Raw genomic sequence first — 16,019 nt, forward strand, 5'->3', positions numbered from 1 at the left:
CTTCTTCAACAAACAAAAACGCGCCCCGAAAGGAGCGCGTTTTTTATCAACTATAACTAGCACCTTAACCGAATTCCGCCAGTTTAGTCTGTGGACTGACCGTCGGCACCGATATAGGCGATGCGCAGCAAATTGGTAGCACCCGGCGTTCCGAATGGTACACCTGCCGTAACAATCAAACGATCACCAGCCTTGCCAAACTCTTCCTTGAAAGCAACCTGACAGGCGTGATCAACCATGTCTTCCAGATCATGCGCGTCTTCTGTCACCACGCAATGCAGACCCCAGACGACCGAGAGACGGCGCGCGGTTTCAACAATCGGCGACAGTGCAATGATTGGCGTACGAGGACGTTCACGCGCTGCACGCAGGCCCGTGGCTCCTGAAGCCGTATAGGTGACAATAGCCGACAGATTGAGCGTTTCAGCAATCTGACGAGCAGCCAGCGCTATCGCATCTGAACCAGTCGGCTCAGGGATCGCACGCTGTGCATCGAGAATACCCGGATAGGTCGGCTCGCGCTCAACCTTCTCGGCGATACGGTTCATTGTTGCAACAGCTTCGACCGGATACTGGCCGGACGCGGATTCAGCAGAAAGCATGACAGCATCAGCGCCTTCGAAAACAGCGGTCGCAACGTCAGACACTTCAGCGCGGGTCGGAACCGGTGCGGTGATCATCGATTCGAGCATCTGCGTCGCCACCACGACCGGCTTACCAGCGCGGCGTGCCTTGCGGATCATCTGCTTTTGAATGCCCGGAACGCTTTCCAGTGGCATTTCAACGCCAAGATCACCACGAGCAACCATGATCGCATCGGAAAGCTCGATGATCTCATCGAGACGCGTCACAGCCTGCGGCTTTTCAATCTTCGACATCAGGCCGACCTTGCCACCCGAAATCTTGCGTGCTTCGATCAGATCTTCCGGACGCTGAATGAACGACAGGGCAACCCAGTCGATTTCTTCCTTCAGAACCGCGTGGAAATCCTTGTAATCTTTCTCTGTCAGAGCACCGACACCCAAAGTGGTGTCCGGAAGGCTCACGCCCTTGCGATCAGAAATGCTTGTGCCAGCGACAACCTTGCAGCGGATCGACTTGCCGTCAGAGGCTTCGGCAATCAGTTCCAGCTTGCCGTCGTCGATCAACAGACGATGACCGGGCTCCACAGCTTCCAGAATTTCCGGGTGCGGAAGATACACGCGGGTTTCGTCGCCCGGCTCTTCATTGTTGTCGAGTGTGAAAGTCTGGCCTGCAACGAGCGCAACCTTGGTATTCTTGAACTTGCCAACGCGCAGCTTAGGACCCTGAAGGTCAGCCAGAATTCCGATAGGACGGCCAAGTTCCTTTTCTACATTACGAATGCGCTGAACAAGCGTACGCATCGTGTCATGATCGGCATGACTCATGTTGATACGGAAGACGTCTGCACCGGCTTCAAAAAGCTGACGGATGACGGATTCCTCGCCGGACGCCGGGCCGAGTGTGGCGAGAATCTTGACCTTGCGGTTGCGCTTCATTGATTATTAGTTCCTGTAACTGTGGAGTTTTCTAGCGGCGTTTCGTCAGTAAGCTGTACCATCCAGCTCGATTGTTCCCCGGTATCGTATTCCTGGAAGCCATTGCGCTGGAAACCCCGCGCAAAGCAGTCCTGAACACCCGTGATACGGAATTCCTTTTCCGCAACACACATGTTCACCTTACCTTCCCAGCGGCCGCCGCTCTGGGAATCTTCAGCATAGAGATAGTAATAGCGTGACGAGAGTGGGCCTTCGAGCAGCGTCTTGCAGGTTGAACCGTCAATATGCCACCAGCCCTCAGTGACCCAGCCTGTCTTGGCTCTATAGCCAATGGCGACACCAACCAGGTTCTGGGTTGAGTTACACACCCGAAAATCAGCACGCGCTTCCAAAGCTGTTATGCCCAGTGTACCGATAAGCACGCTGGAGAACAAACCTAAGAAAAGTGGAAGTCGCATTCGCCGAACTCCTTCAGCCCGCAATCGCTTTTGTCTCACGCAAGGAAATCCTCTTTCGATCGCTCTCTTTTCGGCAGTTTCGCCTTTGATGTCAACGCAATCCCGGAGAGAACAAATCAGTTACAGCATTTCCATTCAAACTGCATAGCGATTTAAGCGGAAAAACGTCCAATTTAAACGATTAGATTGGCTTCTTTGTCTCAACCCGGAAACTCCTTCCTCAATCTTTTGAGAATGATCGTTGCAATCTCGACTTTCTCATGACAGAGCTGAAACTACTTGCGATTTGTGACAAAAATCTCACCGAAGAAGCCACTTGCATGTCATCTGCTCCGTCCTTTTCCCCCGTCCATCAGGTCGATGGCAATCTCGGTCTTGGCCTGCTTCTGACCGCCGACCATGCCCGACGTGATTTGCCGGCTGAATATGGCAGTCTGGGTCTGGCAAAAAGCGAGTTTGAACGGCATATCGCGTATGATATCGGCGTCGAGGAACTTACACGTCAGCTCGCTGCAAAGATTGACGCACCAGCAGTCATGGGTGGCTTCTCGCGCCTGCTGATCGACCCCAATCGCGGTGAGGATGATCCGACCCTCATCATGCAGTTATCGGACGGCGCGGTCATTTCCGGCAATTATCCGATGACCCCGGATGAGCGTGAGAAACGCCTCGATAAGTTCTATCGTCCCTATCATGATGCAGTCGCATCCGTGAGCACCCAGGTCGCACTTGCGAGTGGCAAAGCGCCTTTTGTTGTTTCCATCCACTCCTTCACGCCAAACTGGCGTGGCAATGATCGGCCATGGCACATTGGTCTTCTATGGGATTCCGACCCGCGCGCGATTACTCCACTCCTTTCGATGCTACGCGACCAACCCGGCCTGATCGTAGGCGACAATGAGCCATATAATGGCGCGCTGAAAAACGATGCCATGTATCGTCACGCAACCAGCCGCGGCTATGCGCATGTGCTCATTGAAGTACGACAGGATCTGATCGCAGAGAAAACTGGCGCGACCGAGTGGGCCGAGCGACTGGCACCGATGCTTACCGCTATCAACACGCTGCCGGAAATCCATGAAATCCGGCATTTTGGTTCGCGAACAGGGCCTATCGATTAATCGCCTTTACCCGCTATCCACAGCCAAAAGGCGATAAATGGCCCCAAAGCCTCTTAATTTTGCTCGCGACTCGCACGAAAAACGTTTCAGACTTTCGACAATCGCGCCGTTCCTTTACAGCATGTCGCAGAAAAGATGGAACCGGCTTTCCGGTGACGATACGCGCGTCGAAACAAACCGCTATTGCTTGCATTCATAATCGACTTTGAATTGGAGAAACCCGTGAGCGACGACATTACCAGCGAAGCCCAGACAATTGCTGTTGGCCAGTTGCGTGCTTTCATCGAGCGCATTGAACGTCTCGAAGAAGAAAAAAAGACCATCGGCGACGATATCAAGGAAGTTTACGCGGAATTGAAGGGTTCGGGGTTTGACAGCAAGGTCGTAAGGACCATTATTCGTCTGCGTAAAAAAGAAGACCATGAACGTCAGGAAGAAGAAGCCATGCTCCAGCTCTATATGGATGCATTGGGCATGGGCTGACTTTAAGGGCCCGACTCTCTTCCTGAAATCGTAACCCTGCGGGTCCGCAAGGGGTCGTATGCACAGGAAGAGGATAGGGTCCATGGAGTTTAGAAAGCTCGGACGTACTGAACTCGAAGTTTCGCCGCTTTGTTTTGGCGGCAACGTATTTGGATGGACGGTCGACGAAGCGACTTCATTTTCGCTTCTCGACCGTTTTGTCGATGCAGGACTTAATTTCATCGACACGGCGGATGTCTATTCCGCATGGGCGACAGGAAACACTGGTGGTGAATCCGAAACTATTATCGGCAACTGGCTGAAATCCCGCGGCCTGCGCCATAAAGTCGTCATCGCCACCAAAGTTGGCTCAGAAATGGGGCCGGACGAAAAAGGCCTTTCTCCCACTTATATCCGCAAAGCCGTCGATGCCTCCCTCAAGCGGCTCCAAACCGACTATATCGATCTATACCAGTCTCACTGGGACGACCCGGAAACACCGTTCGAGGATGTGCTGGGAACATATAAAGAGCTCATGGCCGCTGGCAAAGTGCGCGCTATCGGCGCATCAAACCTCACCCCAGAACGTCTCACCGAAGCGCTTGATACGTCCAGCAAACACAATCTGCCGCGCTATGAAACTTTGCAGCCACTTTACAATCTCTATGATCGTTCGGGTTTTGAAAGCGGACTTGAAGCAATCTGCCGTGACAATGAGCTGGGCGTCATTCCCTATTACGCGCTCGCAGCCGGCTTCCTGACGGGTAAATACCGTTCGAAGGATGATCTTGGGCAGAGTGCGCGCGGCTCATCCGTCGAAAAATACCTGACCGATCGTGGATCACGCATTATTGCGGCGCTCGATCAGGTTGCCCGCGCAAATGATGCCACACCTGCGCAGATTGCGATTGCCTGGCTGATTGCCCATCCGGCAATCACTGCACCCATTGCCAGTGCAACGCGTTCTGCCCAGCTTGGTGAACTGATCGACGCAACGCAGATAAAACTGGATGCGGAAGCTATCGCGCTGCTCAACAAGGCAAGTGCTTAGAATCGGTCGTCGAGGGATAAGAAATTATCCCTCGATCTCTTCCCTCAGCATCTCCAATTCCAGCCATTCTTCTTCCATGGAAGAATGCTCTGTGCGCTTCTTTTCAAGAATATCGGCCGTCTTGGCAAACAGCGTTGGATCTTTGGCATACAGCTGCGGATCAGCCAGCTTCCCTTCCAGAACGGTGATTTCCTTTGCCAGCGCATCCATTTTGCCCGGCAGGCTTTCAAGTGCAAATTTCTGCTTGTAGGAAAGCTTGCGCTTTTCCTCTCGCTTGGGCTGCACAGCCTCATTGCCCTTTTCGTCGGCGCGTGCGGCAGCGGCCTTCACATTGCGGCGCGCCAAAGCCTGTTCTTTGCGCTGCGCCATCATATCGGCATAGCCACCAGCATATTCGAGCCAGTTGCCATCACCTTCCGGCGCAATCACAGAGGTCACAGTGCGGTCAAGGAAATCGCGATCATGGCTGACGAGAATGACCGTGCCAGGGAATCCGGAAACCAGTTCCTGCAAAAGATCGAGCGTCTCCATGTCGAGATCATTGGTCGGCTCGTCAAGGATCAACAGATTGGCAGGCCTTGCCAGAACGCGCGCCAACATAAGACGCGCTCTTTCACCGCCTGACAGCTCACGGATCGGCGTGCGTATCTGTTCAGGCTGGAAAAGAAAGTCCTTCATGTAAGAAACGACATGGCGCTGCTCACCGTTGACGATGAGGCTTTCGCCGCGACCATCGGTCAGATAATGCGCCAGCGTATCATCCAGATTGAGGCTTTCACGCTTCTGATCAAGTTCGGCCATTTCGAGATTGACACCAAGGCGCAAAGTGCCTGAGTCTGGTTGAAGCTTGCCAGTAAGCATTGACAAAAGTGTGGTCTTGCCTGCCCCGTTAGGACCAACAAGCCCGATCCGGTCACCGCGTTGAACACGAGTCGAAAAATCTCGGACCAGTACGCGCTCATCATAAGCTTTGTTGAGCTTTTTCGCTTCAATGACAAGCTTGCCGGATTCCTTGGAATCGCTTGCTGCCAGAACAGCATTGCCTTGCGCCTTGCGATGATTGCGAAACTCCGACCGCATCGAATGCAGCTCACCAAGACGACGCACGTTGCGCTTGCGGCGAGCCGTCACGCCATAGCGCAACCAATGCTCTTCGCGTGCGATCTGGCGGCCAAGCTTGTGCAGATCGCGTTCTTCCTCTTCCAGAACCTTGTCACGCCATTCCTCAAAATGCGCAAAGCCCTGATCGATGCGACGGGTAATGCCGCGATCAAGCCACACAGTCGAACGGCTGACATTTTCAAGAAAGCGACGGTCATGCGAGATCAACACGATAGCCGAACGGATCTGACGCAGTTCGTCTTCCAGCCATTCAATGGTATTGAGATCGAGATGGTTTGTCGGCTCATCAAGCAACAGCACATCAGGCTGCGGCGCGATCACGCGTGCAAGGGCTGCACGGCGCGCCTCACCACCAGACAGATGATCGGGTTTTTCTTCGCCAGTAAGGCCCAGATGCTCAAGAAGATAGGTTACGCGATGCGGATCATCTGCCGGTCCAAGCCCGGCTTCGACATATGCACGTACATTGGGAAAACCATCAAGGTCCGGCACCTGCGGCAGATAACGAACCGTCGCGCCCGGATGCTTGAACACTTCGCCCGAGGTCGGCTCGACCATATTGGCCGCGATTTTGAGCAAAGTGGACTTGCCTGAACCGTTGCGGCCGACCAGCGCGATGCGGTCGCCCTCACTCACAGAAAGGGCAGCTTCCTCCAAAAGCGGTGTGCCGCCAAAGGTGAGCTTGATCTGGTCGAGGCGAAGAAGCGGAGGTGCCATGGTTCTCTTTGAAAAAAGCGGTTGAAAATTCCGCCCTGCTTGTCGGGGACAAAAGCCGTTCTGTCAAATGGAACCGTCAAAAAACAAACAGGCCGGGTTTCCCCGGCCTGTTTTTAAACTTTGATCCCGCTAAACGGACCAACCCGTCTTAGTTACAAGGTGCTTCGTAAACGCGACCGTAATTATCGCGGTAACGACAATACTGAACATTGTTACGGGTTGTCGCAGCACCGAGAAGCGTACCGCCGACAGCACCAATGGCAGCCCCGGTCAAAGCACCACGACCATTGCCACCGATTGCGCCGCCTGCGAGCGCACCAAGAGCTGCACCACCGACACCATAACCGGCAGTACGTTGTTCACCCGTCGTGCATGCTGCTGTTGAGAACGCAAGCGCACCGACGATTGCAATCATGGAAAGACGTGACTTCATGAAACAATCTCCTACTAGAGTTACACCAACACCGACTTTGCGTCCCCAACTTCGGCGTAAAGCAGATCATACCCGCTTGACCCATTTACAATACGTTTCACCTGTCAGCGTCAAGCAGTTTCAATTTTTAAGGTTAGCAGCTGCCCTGAAAATGAGCCTCCTCACTCAAGTTCGCTACAAGTATCGCAAGACCTGAACGCGCTGAAACGCAAAGAGTTCCACGCACAATATTGGAGACAGTCCACGATGAACCAAACGGCAAGGTCACATTGTCTAACGGCCACTCGGCATTTGTGATTGTAAGCCCTTCAACGGTGCAGAAATTCACAACGCTAAAAGATGTGCCGTCGGGTAAATCATAAACATAGTCTCCTGCGACCAATGGCCATGCTTCCTCCGCTCCGCTGGACAGAAGAATGTCTCTGCCTTTTGCGACTTGCGCGGTTGCCATAGTCAGATGCAGCAAGGTGTGATCGGTACGCGAGCCACCAAAAGCACCGCAGAGAATGACCTTACTCGCTCCACGCTCAAAGGCTTCCTCAAGCGCAAGCTCACCATCCGTCATATCCTTGGCAGCGGGAAAGGTTCTTTGCGGCACATGCGCATATTTCTCTTTCAATGCGTCGGAGGTTGAATCGAAATCTCCCAACCAAAGTTCGGGCTCAACCCCAAGGGCTTCCGCGTGGCGCATCCCGCCGTCCGCAGCAAGAACTCGCGCGCCAGCTATCTGCCGTTTCAAGCGTTCCGTGACGACGAGATCGCCGCCGAGAAGAATAACAAATGTGCTCATAAATCGCTCATAACACGCGTTAATTCTACCCGGAAGCCTGCATGTTGATGCGGAAGCATCCCTTGCCCTTCTCTTTGCAAGGCTCTATTGTCGGCCCTGCTCTAACGGGGTGCCATTCAACCATTGAATAGCTGAGAAGCCGTACTCCGGCTAACCCGCTGAACCTGATCCGGCTTATACCGGCGGAGGGATTAGATGCTGCCCGATTTATCGATAACGGCGCTCAATCCTTTAAGTAAAAGAAAGGACCTGCCGTTATGCGGCTTTTATCTCTGCTGACCTTATCGCTCTCTGCAGCTTTTGCCTTTGCACCGGCTGCTCAGGCAAAAAACAAGCTCACAATCTATACCTATGACAGTTTCGTTTCCGAATGGGGTCCCGGCCCCAAGGTGAAGGAAAACTTCGAGAAGGAATGCGATTGCGAGCTGGAATGGATCGCATCGGCTGATGGCGTCGCCCTTCTCAATCGCCTGAAGCTGGAAGGCGGCAACACAAAAGCCGACATCGTGCTTGGTCTAGACACGAACCTCACAACAGAAGCACGTGCCACGGGCTATTTCGCGCCAAGCGGTATTGATCTGTCCAATGTCAAAGTGCCGGGTGACTTCAAGGACGATGTTTTTGTACCTTATGACTATGGCTACTTCGCTATCGTCTATGATTCCGAGAAACTGCCCAACCCACCGCAAAGCCTGAAGGAACTGGTCGACGGTGATCCGTCGCAGAAAATCGTCATTCAGGACCCGCGGACTTCAACACCCGGCCTTGGCATTCTACTGTGGATCAAATCAGTCTATGGCGATCAGGCCGATGAAGCTTGGGAAAAGCTGCAAAAGCGCATCCTGACGGTGACGCCGGGCTGGTCGGAAGCCTATGGTCTTTTCACCAAGGGCGAAGCACCAATGGTGCTCTCCTATACGACATCGCCTGCCTATCACATGGTCGCGGAAAACACCGAACGCTATAAGGCGCTGGCCTATCCAGAAGGCAACTACCTGCAGATCGAGCTGGCGGCACAGACAACCACTGGTGCCAAGAACCCGCTGGCACAGAAATTTCTTGCCTTCATGACCGGCCCCGGCTTTCAGGATGTAATCCCGGAAACCAACTGGATGTTCCCGGCTGGCAAAACTTCCACTCCCCTTCCTGACGCTTTCGACAAGTTGCCAAAGCCTGAAAAGACACTTCTGATCCCTGCTGATGAGGTTGCAAAGAACCGCAAGGCTTGGGTCGACGAATGGCTTAAAGCCTCCAGCAAATGAACAACCCGCTGACCATCAGCCGCGCAAGACAAACGCCTGCGATGAAACCACTTGCAGGCATATTAGCGCTTGGCTTTCTGGCGGTTCTGGTCGGCGGATCTCTCCTTGCTCTGGCGATGGAGGCCAGTGGTTTTAACACGGATGTCTATTTCGACAGCTACCTACTCAGGGTTGCCCGGTTCACCGTTCTGCAGGCGGCAGCATCGAGCCTTCTATCAGTGCTGTTTGCAATTCCTGTGGCGCGCGCGCTGTATTCGGAAACAAGCTTTCCGGGACGTGGTCTGATTCTGCGTCTGTTCGCGCTGCCGTTGGCGCTGCCAGCCCTTGTGACTGTGCTGGGTATCACCAGCATTTATGGGCGCAATGGATTTATCGCGCAGCTTTCGCAATCGGCAGGCTACCCGGTTTCTCCCGATGTTTACGGCATCACCGGCATTCTGATTGCGCATGTGTTTTTCAATATGCCGCTGGCGGTCAGGCTCATTCTTGCCGCTTATGAAACGATCCCCGCTGATTACTCGAAACTTTCCTCGCAGCTTGGTATGCGCAGCACACCGCGCTTCCGTTTCATCGAATGGCCGGTCATTCGCCGCAACCTGCCAGGCATGATCGGCCTCATATTTATGCTCTGTGTCACCAGTTTTACCACTGTGCTGACGCTTGGCGGCGGCCCTCGCGCAACAACGCTTGAAGTCGCCATCTACCAAAGCCTGCATTTCGACTTTGATCCGGCACGAGCCGTAGCCCTCACCCTGGCACAACTCGCGCTCACACTGGCGATCTTGCTGGGATTGCGCCTGACTGGACGGCCGTCAGAAGAGGGTTTCACCCTAGCGGCGACAGCCAGACGCTATGGCACCCCATCCAAGCGAGAACGGGTTTTCAATATTTTCGCCATCGCTATCGGCTTTCTTTATGTGGCGCTGCCCGTTTCAGGCGTTGTCATTTCAGGCCTCGCGGCCGATCTCATACGCTTGTTAAGCGAATGGACCGTATGGCGCGCTATCTCTACCAGCATCGCACTTGGTTTTTCTGCCGCCCTTCTTTCCGTCATTCTCTCGCTCTCACTGGTAATCGCGCGTGAGGCGACACGCAGCATACGTCTTGCCAATCTCTTCGACACTGGCGCCAGCCTCATATTGGTGATGCCGCCCATCGTTTTGGGTGCAGGCTGGTTCATTCTGCTACGCCATTTCACCGACCCATTCGTTATGGCCCCCTTCATGGTCGTAACGGTCAACGCCGCCATGGCAATGCCATTCGCAGTACGGCTACTCAGGCCGGCATGGGACACATCGGCGGCGCGCCATAACCGACTTTGCGCACAGCTTGGAATCACAGGCTTTAACCGGTTGAGACTTATCGATTGGCCGTCCATCCGCAGACCATTCGGAATGGCTTTTGCCTTTGCCATGGCACTGTCTCTCGGCGATCTCGGCACTATCGCCCTGTTCGGCAGCGACGCATTGCTAACTCTGCCCTATCTTCTGTTCCAACGCATGGGCAGCTATCGCACATTCGACGCAGCAGGCCTTGCGCTTATCCTCGGCCTGCTGTGTCTTGGTCTGATGATTATTGCAGACCGCGCCGCAGCCCGAAAGGAAACGTCCCGTCCATGAATGCCCAGCCGCCTAAAGCCAATCTGGCTGATATCTGCTTTCAGGATGTGCGTTTCAGCTATGGCGAAACCACTATGAATTTCGATGCGACAGTGCCGGGCGGTGTCATCGCAGCGATTGTCGGCCCCAGTGGCTCGGGTAAATCCACTTTTCTCAATCTCATTGCCGGGTTCGAAACACCACAGTCTGGGAAAATTCTGATCGGCACGACAGACGTCACCCGCCTGCCGCCAGCATCTCGACCTGTCTCGATGGTGTTTCAGGAAAACAATCTCTTCGCCCATCTGACGGTCGAACAGAATGTCGGACTTGGGCGTTCGCCCGATCTAAAACTCAGTCAAATGGACCGCGAAACCGTTGCTAACGCTCTTGCCCGCGTCGGCCTTCGAGGGAAAGAACAGCGTAAACCTGAAGCGCTTTCCGGTGGCGAACGTCAGCGCGTGGCGATAGCGCGTGCACTGGTGCGCGAGCGACCCGTGCTTTTGCTTGATGAGGCTTTCGCTTCATTGGGACCGGCGTTGCGTCATCAGATGCTTGATCTTGTGCGTGAACTGCAACACGAAAACGCCATGACCGTGTTGATGGTCACCCATACTCCTGAAGATGCCATCTATCTCGATGCATTGTTGCTGTTTCTCGACAGCGGACAGATTTCCGCTCAGGGGCCCGCACGCGAGTTGCTATCACCATCTGGACCGGAAGCATTGAAACGCTATATCGGTGAACAGGCAAAAATTTAGAGTGCCCCTGCGATTCAAACGCAGCAGGAAACACTCCTAATGTTACGGTTGTGGACATATTTTGTTCGCAATCAGCTTGAAGAACGGCTTAGAACGCTGATCTGCTTCTTGTAGGATATTCAGTCTGTAGCTAGATTTGCGCCAAGATATCGACGCTGATTCAATTGCGAGGGTAAAATACTGATCCGTCAACAGACCCGTGCCCGGGCCTCCCTGTGTCTTCCAGTCTCTCTGCCAGAACGGATGCAGCGCAATTGGCGGAAACCAGCCATCGGTCTTGGCTTGCTTGCTCTTGCTTTGATTTCAGGCTGTCAGTCGATCAATTCAAGCAAGGATCTTGGCCTTCAGCCATCCTCAAATCCGGTAACGGTTGAAAACGTCACCCGCAACGACCGTCTGGCACAGATCGGCGCGCAGCAGCACCCACGCATCCTTGCCACCTATGGCGGCGAATACAAGGATCAGAGGCTTGAGCGCATGGTTGCCAAGATCGTTGGCAATCTGACGACAGTTTCCGACAAGCCGGATCAGACCTATCGCATCACTATTCTTGATAGTCCTAATATCAATGCCTTCGCACTGCCCGGCGGCTTTCTTTATGTAACGCGCGGCTTGCTGGCGCTTGCCAATGATTCCTCGGAAGTCGCAGCTGTTATCGCCCACGAAATGGGCCATGTTGTTGCTAATCACGGTATCCTTCGTCAGGAGAAGGAAGCCGAAACGGCAATTGCCGGACGTGTCGCGACGGAAGTCCTGCATAATGAGAGCGCAAGCCGGGAAGCTACCATTCGCGGCAAACTGCGCCTAGCGCAATTCTCACGCAATCAGGAACTGCAGGCCGACGCCATTGGCATCAAGATGATCGGTGAAGCGGGCTACGATCCCTTTGCATCCGCGCGCTTCCTGCAGTCGATGGAAGCCTATACGGACTTCCGATCGGTTTCTGGCGCAACGGATGCAAGCCTAGATTTCCTCGCAAGCCACCCTGCCACCCCGCAGCGCATTCAGCTTGCGCTCGGACATGCACGCCGTATTGGTGCGCCCGGAGTTGGCACGACAGACCGCGATTCCTTCCTCAACGGGATTGATGGCCTGCTTTATGGCGACTCGCCCAATGAAGGCTATGTTCGGGAGCAGACCTTCATTCATCCAAAACTGGGCGTGACCTTCACCGCACCAGAAGGCTTCACGATCGACAATTCGGCCAATGCCGTTATGGCAAGCGGTCCGGGTGAAGTGGCGATCCGTTTTGACGGCGCATCTTTGCCTTCAGGTTCAAGCCTCACCGATTATATCAAATCGGGCTGGGTAACAGGTCTTGACGAAAGCTCGATCCGTCCGATCACCATCAATGGCCTGCCTGCCGCAACCGCGCGCGCAAGCGCCGACCGCTGGCAGTTCGACATTGTGGTAATTGGCGCAAACAATAAGGTTTATCGCTTCCTCACCGCAGCGCCGAAGGGCAGCAATACCTTGCTTCCCGCATCGCAAACCGTCACGCAATCCTTCCGCTTGCTGTCACCAGCCGAACAGGAGGCGATCAAGCCTTTGCGCATCCGCGTCGTTACTGTGAAGCCGGGCGATACGATGGCGAGCCTTTCCGCACGCATGCAAGGCACAACCCGCAAGCTTGAATTGTTCCGTTTGCTCAATGCGATGTCTGCTGGCGCGACGGTGTCGGTTGGTGATCGGGTAAAGCTCATTAGCGAATAAGGATGCCCCAGAAGTGGAAATCTGTATCAGTGCATTGCTTGCCGGAAAGATCGCTCCATTGGGAGAACGACAGGCACCGAGCGGCATTGATAAGAAGCCCGTTTCTGGCCGCGTAAGGCTTCTTCGTGACGGTCTTGAATGCGATGAGCAAGGCGACAGAAAAGTGCATGGCGGCCCAGAAAAGGCCGTCCATCACTATCCACACGATCATTATGCCGATTGGCGTAAGGATGTAGGTGACAATCCTCGTCTTGATGCATCTGGCGCTTTTGGCGAGAATATTTCCACGACCGGACTGACCGAGCACAATGTTGCAGTCGGTGATCGCTTTCGCATTGGTACAGCGCTGGTGGAAGTGTCGCAAGGCCGACAGCCTTGCTGGAAACTCAATGCACGTTTTGATGTACCGGGTATGGCCGTGCGGGTTCAAAAAACCGGACGCACCGGCTGGTATTATCGTGTTCTTGAAGAAGGGGTCATTGCTGAGAGCGATGCGATGCTGCTCGTCGAGCGGCTATCACCAGAATGGACGCTGCAACGGATCTGGCATCTGCTTTACGTCGATATGCTCAACTATGATCAGCTTACTGAGATGGCTCAGATCCCACACCTTGCAGACGGCTGGAAGCGTTATGCTGTCCGCCGTCTCGAAAATCGCAAGGTAGAAGACTGGTCGCCCCGGCTTAAAGGCAATTAGAACATCGCCAAAAAGTCCGAAGTAGTTTTGCGTAGGATCGCTCCAGGAAAAACTTTAAGCCTGATAGGCGGCCATTTCGTGCTGATCCAATAGGGCAAGCTTGAGCTTTTCCATAGCCCGGCTCTCAATTTGCCTGACACGCTCTTTCGAAATGCCGAGCTTTTCGCCCAAGGCTTCCAATGTCACACCGTCATCATCAAGCCGACGCTCCCGGATAATGTGCAACTCACGCTCGTTCAGCGCATGAAGGGCTGTGTGAAGCCAGCTTACCCGGCGCTCCATGTCGATGGTGCTTTCCACCACCTCATCCTGCAATGGATGATCATCGACAAGAAAATCCATGCGGCTGGATCCACCGGATTCATCGCTGTTCACCGAAGCCGAGAGCGAACTGTCTGACCCAGAGAGCCTGCTATCCATGAATTCGACATCGCTTGCAGAAACACCAAGCTGAGTGGAAATCTGGCTATAGATTTCCGCCTTGCTCATCGTCTCATCTTCCTGAGCAAGCTTGGAGCGCAGACGACGAAGATTAAAAAATAGCGACTTTTGTGCAGAACTTGTGCCGCCGCGGACAATAGACCAGTTGCGCAGAATGTAATCCTGCATCGAAGCGCGTATCCACCACGACGCATAAGTCGAAAAGCGCACATCTCGTTCAGGGTCAAAGCGCGCAGCCGCTTCGAGCAAACCCACATACCCTTCCTGAATGAGATCGCTCATTGGCAACTTGAACTTACGGAAGCGCCCGGCCATGGAAATCACCAATCGCATATGCGACGCGGTGATACGATGAAGTGCTTCCTGATCTTTGTTTTCTTTCCAGCGAATGGCCAGCGCGCGTTCTTCTTCGCGCTCCAGATAAGGAGCGGACATTGCGTTGCGGATCATTGACTGGGGAGAAGAGGCGGCAGCTGGTGGCATGTTGCGCGCCGCCATTGGCAAACGCACTGCTGGAACGGTGGAGGAACGGCTCGTGGATGACGTCTTCATCTGGTTCTCCTGTTCTGACTGCGAGGCTTTCAAAAAAATTGGAAGCGCAAGACAAAAGATATTCCAGCTCTGCGAAGAACAATTGAATGAACGTCACGTATTCGTTCAAAATGCCTTTTACAGACCTGCTCTGAGGCCAGACTGATACGCCGCAAAACAAACCCGTTTACGAACTGGTGCTGCTTAACAACGCGGCAAGAACCTTCCGGTTCCATTTACGCACTATAAATCTTTGACATTGCAGGAAAATAGAGCACTTGAGCCAAAAGTCCAAAGCGGCTTTAGATAAGACCCCATTGAAAAATAGGTATCTTAGAAGCACACAACTTGGTCTGTTCTAATTCAGATAAATAAAAAGCCCGGCAGAACCGGGCTTTTTAGAGAACAATGCGAGCGTTTATTACGCTGCTTCGACTTCATCGCCGTCAGCATCACCTTCCGCATCAGCATCAGCCTTGGTGCGTTTCGGGCTCTTGGCGAGATTTGCTTCGATAAGACGAACAGCTTCCGTGTCAGAAAGCTTGTTCACGGCAGCGATTTCGCGCGCCATACGGTCGAGGGCTGCTTCATAAAGCTGACGCTCGGAATAAGACTGTTCAGGCTGATTTTCAGCGCGATGCAGATCGCGAACGACTTCAGAAATCATGATGAGGTCGCCGGAATTGATCTTTGCATCATATTCCTGCGCACGGCGCGACCACATGGTACGTTTCACGCGCGCACGGCCTTGAACGACCTTCAATGCGCGCTCGACATAATCGGTTTCCGACAGCTTGCGCATACCAATGGTTACAGCCTTAGCGACTGGCACCTTGAGGCGCATTTTGTCTTTTTCAAAGTCGATAACAAAAAGCTCAAGCTTATGACCGGCTACTTCCTGCTCTTCGATCGCGACGATCTGGCCAACGCCGTGAGCTGGATATACAATCGATTCACCGGTCTTGAAACCCTGACGAGCCGGAGTCTTCTTCTGCTGGGATGACATACGCTTCAATACTCCCTGTTGTGCCCGGCGCAACTCGCCGGTTTACACATGATTTCGACCGCACCTCTTGGGAGAGCTACGGAAGTCGTTGCGGTTTGAACTGGAAGCGCGTCTCGGACACAGATTTATCTACCGGGAAGGTTGGTTAGGGACGGACGCGAAATCGCAAAAATCCGTTCCGGTGCCATACAGCCCAGTAAAAAAATATAGCCCTTTCAGAGATTAATGCGTTTGCGCCACGAGTTGACGTCCAGTCACCGAAATTATCTGTGCAACTTAACACAATTTTGCGCAAGAATCAACAAATTGCCAAATATCTTACTTTCGGCAACTTTA

Annotated in this window: 15 protein-coding genes and 1 riboswitch; of the genes, 8 read left to right on the plus strand and 7 right to left on the minus strand. The window is 53.6% G+C overall.

The window, feature by feature from the left end; genetic code table 11:
* Positions 1-83: 83 nt before the first annotated feature.
* Together pyk and CES85_RS19275 are read right to left on the minus strand one after the other, a co-directional pair.
* Positions 84-1,520 carry a pyruvate kinase gene (gene pyk / locus CES85_RS19270; RefSeq protein ID WP_095447362.1) on the minus strand — a complete coding sequence of 479 codons (1,437 nt, stop codon included), beginning with the start codon at positions 1,518-1,520 and terminating at the stop codon, positions 84-86.
* Complete coding sequence (locus CES85_RS19275) at positions 1,517-1,978, minus strand: DUF1036 domain-containing protein (RefSeq protein WP_095447363.1); 462 nt, start codon at positions 1,976-1,978, stop codon at positions 1,517-1,519. Before CES85_RS19275 ends, pyk begins: the two co-directional genes overlap by 4 nt.
* A gap of 320 nt (positions 1,979-2,298) precedes the next feature.
* Between CES85_RS19275 and CES85_RS19280 the strand changes: the two genes are divergently transcribed.
* The 3 genes from CES85_RS19280 (at position 2,299) to CES85_RS19290 (ending at position 4,612) form a co-directional block, all read left to right on the plus strand.
* Positions 2,299-3,099 carry an N-formylglutamate amidohydrolase gene (locus CES85_RS19280; protein WP_095447976.1) on the plus strand — a complete coding sequence of 267 codons (801 nt, stop codon included), beginning with the start codon at positions 2,299-2,301 and terminating at the stop codon, positions 3,097-3,099.
* Positions 3,100-3,321: 222 nt separating this feature from the next.
* The gene (locus CES85_RS19285) at positions 3,322-3,582 is read left to right on the plus strand and encodes a DUF2312 domain-containing protein (RefSeq protein WP_007876730.1); all 261 of its coding nucleotides are present in this window, start codon (positions 3,322-3,324) and stop codon (positions 3,580-3,582) included.
* An 82-nt stretch (positions 3,583-3,664) separates the two neighbouring features.
* Positions 3,665-4,612 (plus strand): aldo/keto reductase, encoded by a 948-nt coding sequence (locus CES85_RS19290; protein WP_095447364.1) that lies wholly within the window; start codon positions 3,665-3,667, stop codon positions 4,610-4,612.
* Positions 4,613-4,636: 24 nt separating this feature from the next.
* Here CES85_RS19290 and CES85_RS19295 read toward each other — a convergent pair whose 3' ends face one another.
* From CES85_RS19295 to CES85_RS19305, 3 genes are all read right to left on the minus strand, one after another.
* Positions 4,637-6,451 carry an ABC-F family ATP-binding cassette domain-containing protein gene (locus tag CES85_RS19295; RefSeq protein ID WP_095447365.1) on the minus strand — a complete coding sequence of 605 codons (1,815 nt, stop codon included), beginning with the start codon at positions 6,449-6,451 and terminating at the stop codon, positions 4,637-4,639.
* A 148-nt stretch (positions 6,452-6,599) separates the two neighbouring features.
* The gene (locus CES85_RS19300) at positions 6,600-6,884 is read right to left on the minus strand and encodes a YMGG-like glycine zipper-containing protein (RefSeq protein ID WP_094578220.1); all 285 of its coding nucleotides are present in this window, start codon (positions 6,882-6,884) and stop codon (positions 6,600-6,602) included.
* Positions 6,885-7,017: 133 nt separating this feature from the next.
* The gene (locus CES85_RS19305; protein ID WP_095447366.1) at positions 7,018-7,674 is read right to left on the minus strand and encodes a thiamine diphosphokinase; all 657 of its coding nucleotides are present in this window, start codon (positions 7,672-7,674) and stop codon (positions 7,018-7,020) included.
* Positions 7,675-7,769: 95 nt separating this feature from the next.
* Positions 7,770-7,882: riboswitch (TPP riboswitch) on the plus strand.
* 49 nt (positions 7,883-7,931) lie between these two features.
* Between CES85_RS19305 and thiB the strand changes: the two genes are divergently transcribed.
* From thiB to CES85_RS19330, 5 genes are all read left to right on the plus strand, one after another.
* Positions 7,932-8,936: a thiamine ABC transporter substrate binding subunit gene (gene thiB, locus CES85_RS19310; protein WP_095447367.1), complete on the plus strand. Its 1,005-nt coding sequence runs from the start codon at positions 7,932-7,934 to the stop codon at positions 8,934-8,936.
* An 8-nt stretch (positions 8,937-8,944) separates the two neighbouring features.
* Positions 8,945-10,555: a thiamine/thiamine pyrophosphate ABC transporter permease ThiP gene (gene thiP / locus CES85_RS19315; RefSeq protein ID WP_191793452.1), complete on the plus strand. Its 1,611-nt coding sequence runs from the start codon at positions 8,945-8,947 to the stop codon at positions 10,553-10,555.
* The gene (gene thiQ, locus CES85_RS19320) at positions 10,552-11,295 is read left to right on the plus strand and encodes a thiamine ABC transporter ATP-binding protein (RefSeq protein ID WP_095447369.1); all 744 of its coding nucleotides are present in this window, start codon (positions 10,552-10,554) and stop codon (positions 11,293-11,295) included. Before thiP ends, thiQ begins: the two co-directional genes overlap by 4 nt.
* Before the next feature lie 243 nt (positions 11,296-11,538).
* Positions 11,539-13,008 (plus strand): cell division protease CdlP, encoded by a 1,470-nt coding sequence (cdlP, locus tag CES85_RS19325; RefSeq protein WP_095447370.1) that lies wholly within the window; start codon positions 11,539-11,541, stop codon positions 13,006-13,008.
* Between the two features lie 13 nt (positions 13,009-13,021).
* Complete coding sequence (locus CES85_RS19330) at positions 13,022-13,705, plus strand: MOSC domain-containing protein (protein WP_095447371.1); 684 nt, start codon at positions 13,022-13,024, stop codon at positions 13,703-13,705.
* Positions 13,706-13,759: 54 nt separating this feature from the next.
* On the opposite strand, the gene CES85_RS19335 is transcribed toward CES85_RS19330, so the two are convergent.
* A complete protein-coding gene (locus CES85_RS19335; protein WP_095447372.1) occupies positions 13,760-14,698 on the minus strand; it encodes an RNA polymerase factor sigma-32 in 939 nt (312 codons plus the stop codon).
* 400 nt (positions 14,699-15,098) lie between these two features.
* On the minus strand, positions 15,099-15,683 hold the full coding sequence (locus CES85_RS19340) for a CarD family transcriptional regulator (RefSeq protein WP_095447373.1): 585 nt from the start codon (positions 15,681-15,683) through the stop codon (positions 15,099-15,101).
* Between the last annotated feature and the right edge of the window lie 336 nt (positions 15,684-16,019).

It is taken from the genome of Ochrobactrum quorumnocens, assembly GCF_002278035.1.
Lineage (GTDB): Bacteria > Pseudomonadota > Alphaproteobacteria > Rhizobiales > Rhizobiaceae > Brucella > Brucella quorumnocens.

Excerpts from the sequence above, each read along its gene's own strand:
- pyk (WP_095447362.1), bottom strand. The coding sequence starts at position 1,520 with ATGAAGCGCAACCGCAAGGTCAAGATTCTCGCCACACTCGGCCCGGCG.
- CES85_RS19275 (WP_095447363.1), bottom strand. The coding sequence starts at position 1,978 with ATGCGACTTCCACTTTTCTTAGGTTTGTTCTCCAGCGTGCTTATCGGT.
- CES85_RS19280 (WP_095447976.1), top strand. The coding sequence starts at position 2,299 with ATGTCATCTGCTCCGTCCTTTTCCCCCGTCCATCAGGTCGATGGCAAT.
- CES85_RS19290 (WP_095447364.1), top strand. The coding sequence starts at position 3,665 with ATGGAGTTTAGAAAGCTCGGACGTACTGAACTCGAAGTTTCGCCGCTT.
- CES85_RS19295 (WP_095447365.1), bottom strand. The coding sequence starts at position 6,451 with ATGGCACCTCCGCTTCTTCGCCTCGACCAGATCAAGCTCACCTTTGGC.
- CES85_RS19300 (WP_094578220.1), bottom strand. The coding sequence starts at position 6,884 with ATGAAGTCACGTCTTTCCATGATTGCAATCGTCGGTGCGCTTGCGTTC.
- CES85_RS19305 (WP_095447366.1), bottom strand. The coding sequence starts at position 7,674 with ATGAGCACATTTGTTATTCTTCTCGGCGGCGATCTCGTCGTCACGGAA.
- thiB (WP_095447367.1), top strand. The coding sequence starts at position 7,932 with ATGCGGCTTTTATCTCTGCTGACCTTATCGCTCTCTGCAGCTTTTGCC.
- thiQ (WP_095447369.1), top strand. The coding sequence starts at position 10,552 with ATGAATGCCCAGCCGCCTAAAGCCAATCTGGCTGATATCTGCTTTCAG.
- cdlP (WP_095447370.1), top strand. The coding sequence starts at position 11,539 with ATGCAGCGCAATTGGCGGAAACCAGCCATCGGTCTTGGCTTGCTTGCT.
- CES85_RS19335 (WP_095447372.1), bottom strand. The coding sequence starts at position 14,698 with ATGAAGACGTCATCCACGAGCCGTTCCTCCACCGTTCCAGCAGTGCGT.
- CES85_RS19340 (WP_095447373.1), bottom strand. The coding sequence starts at position 15,683 with ATGTCATCCCAGCAGAAGAAGACTCCGGCTCGTCAGGGTTTCAAGACC.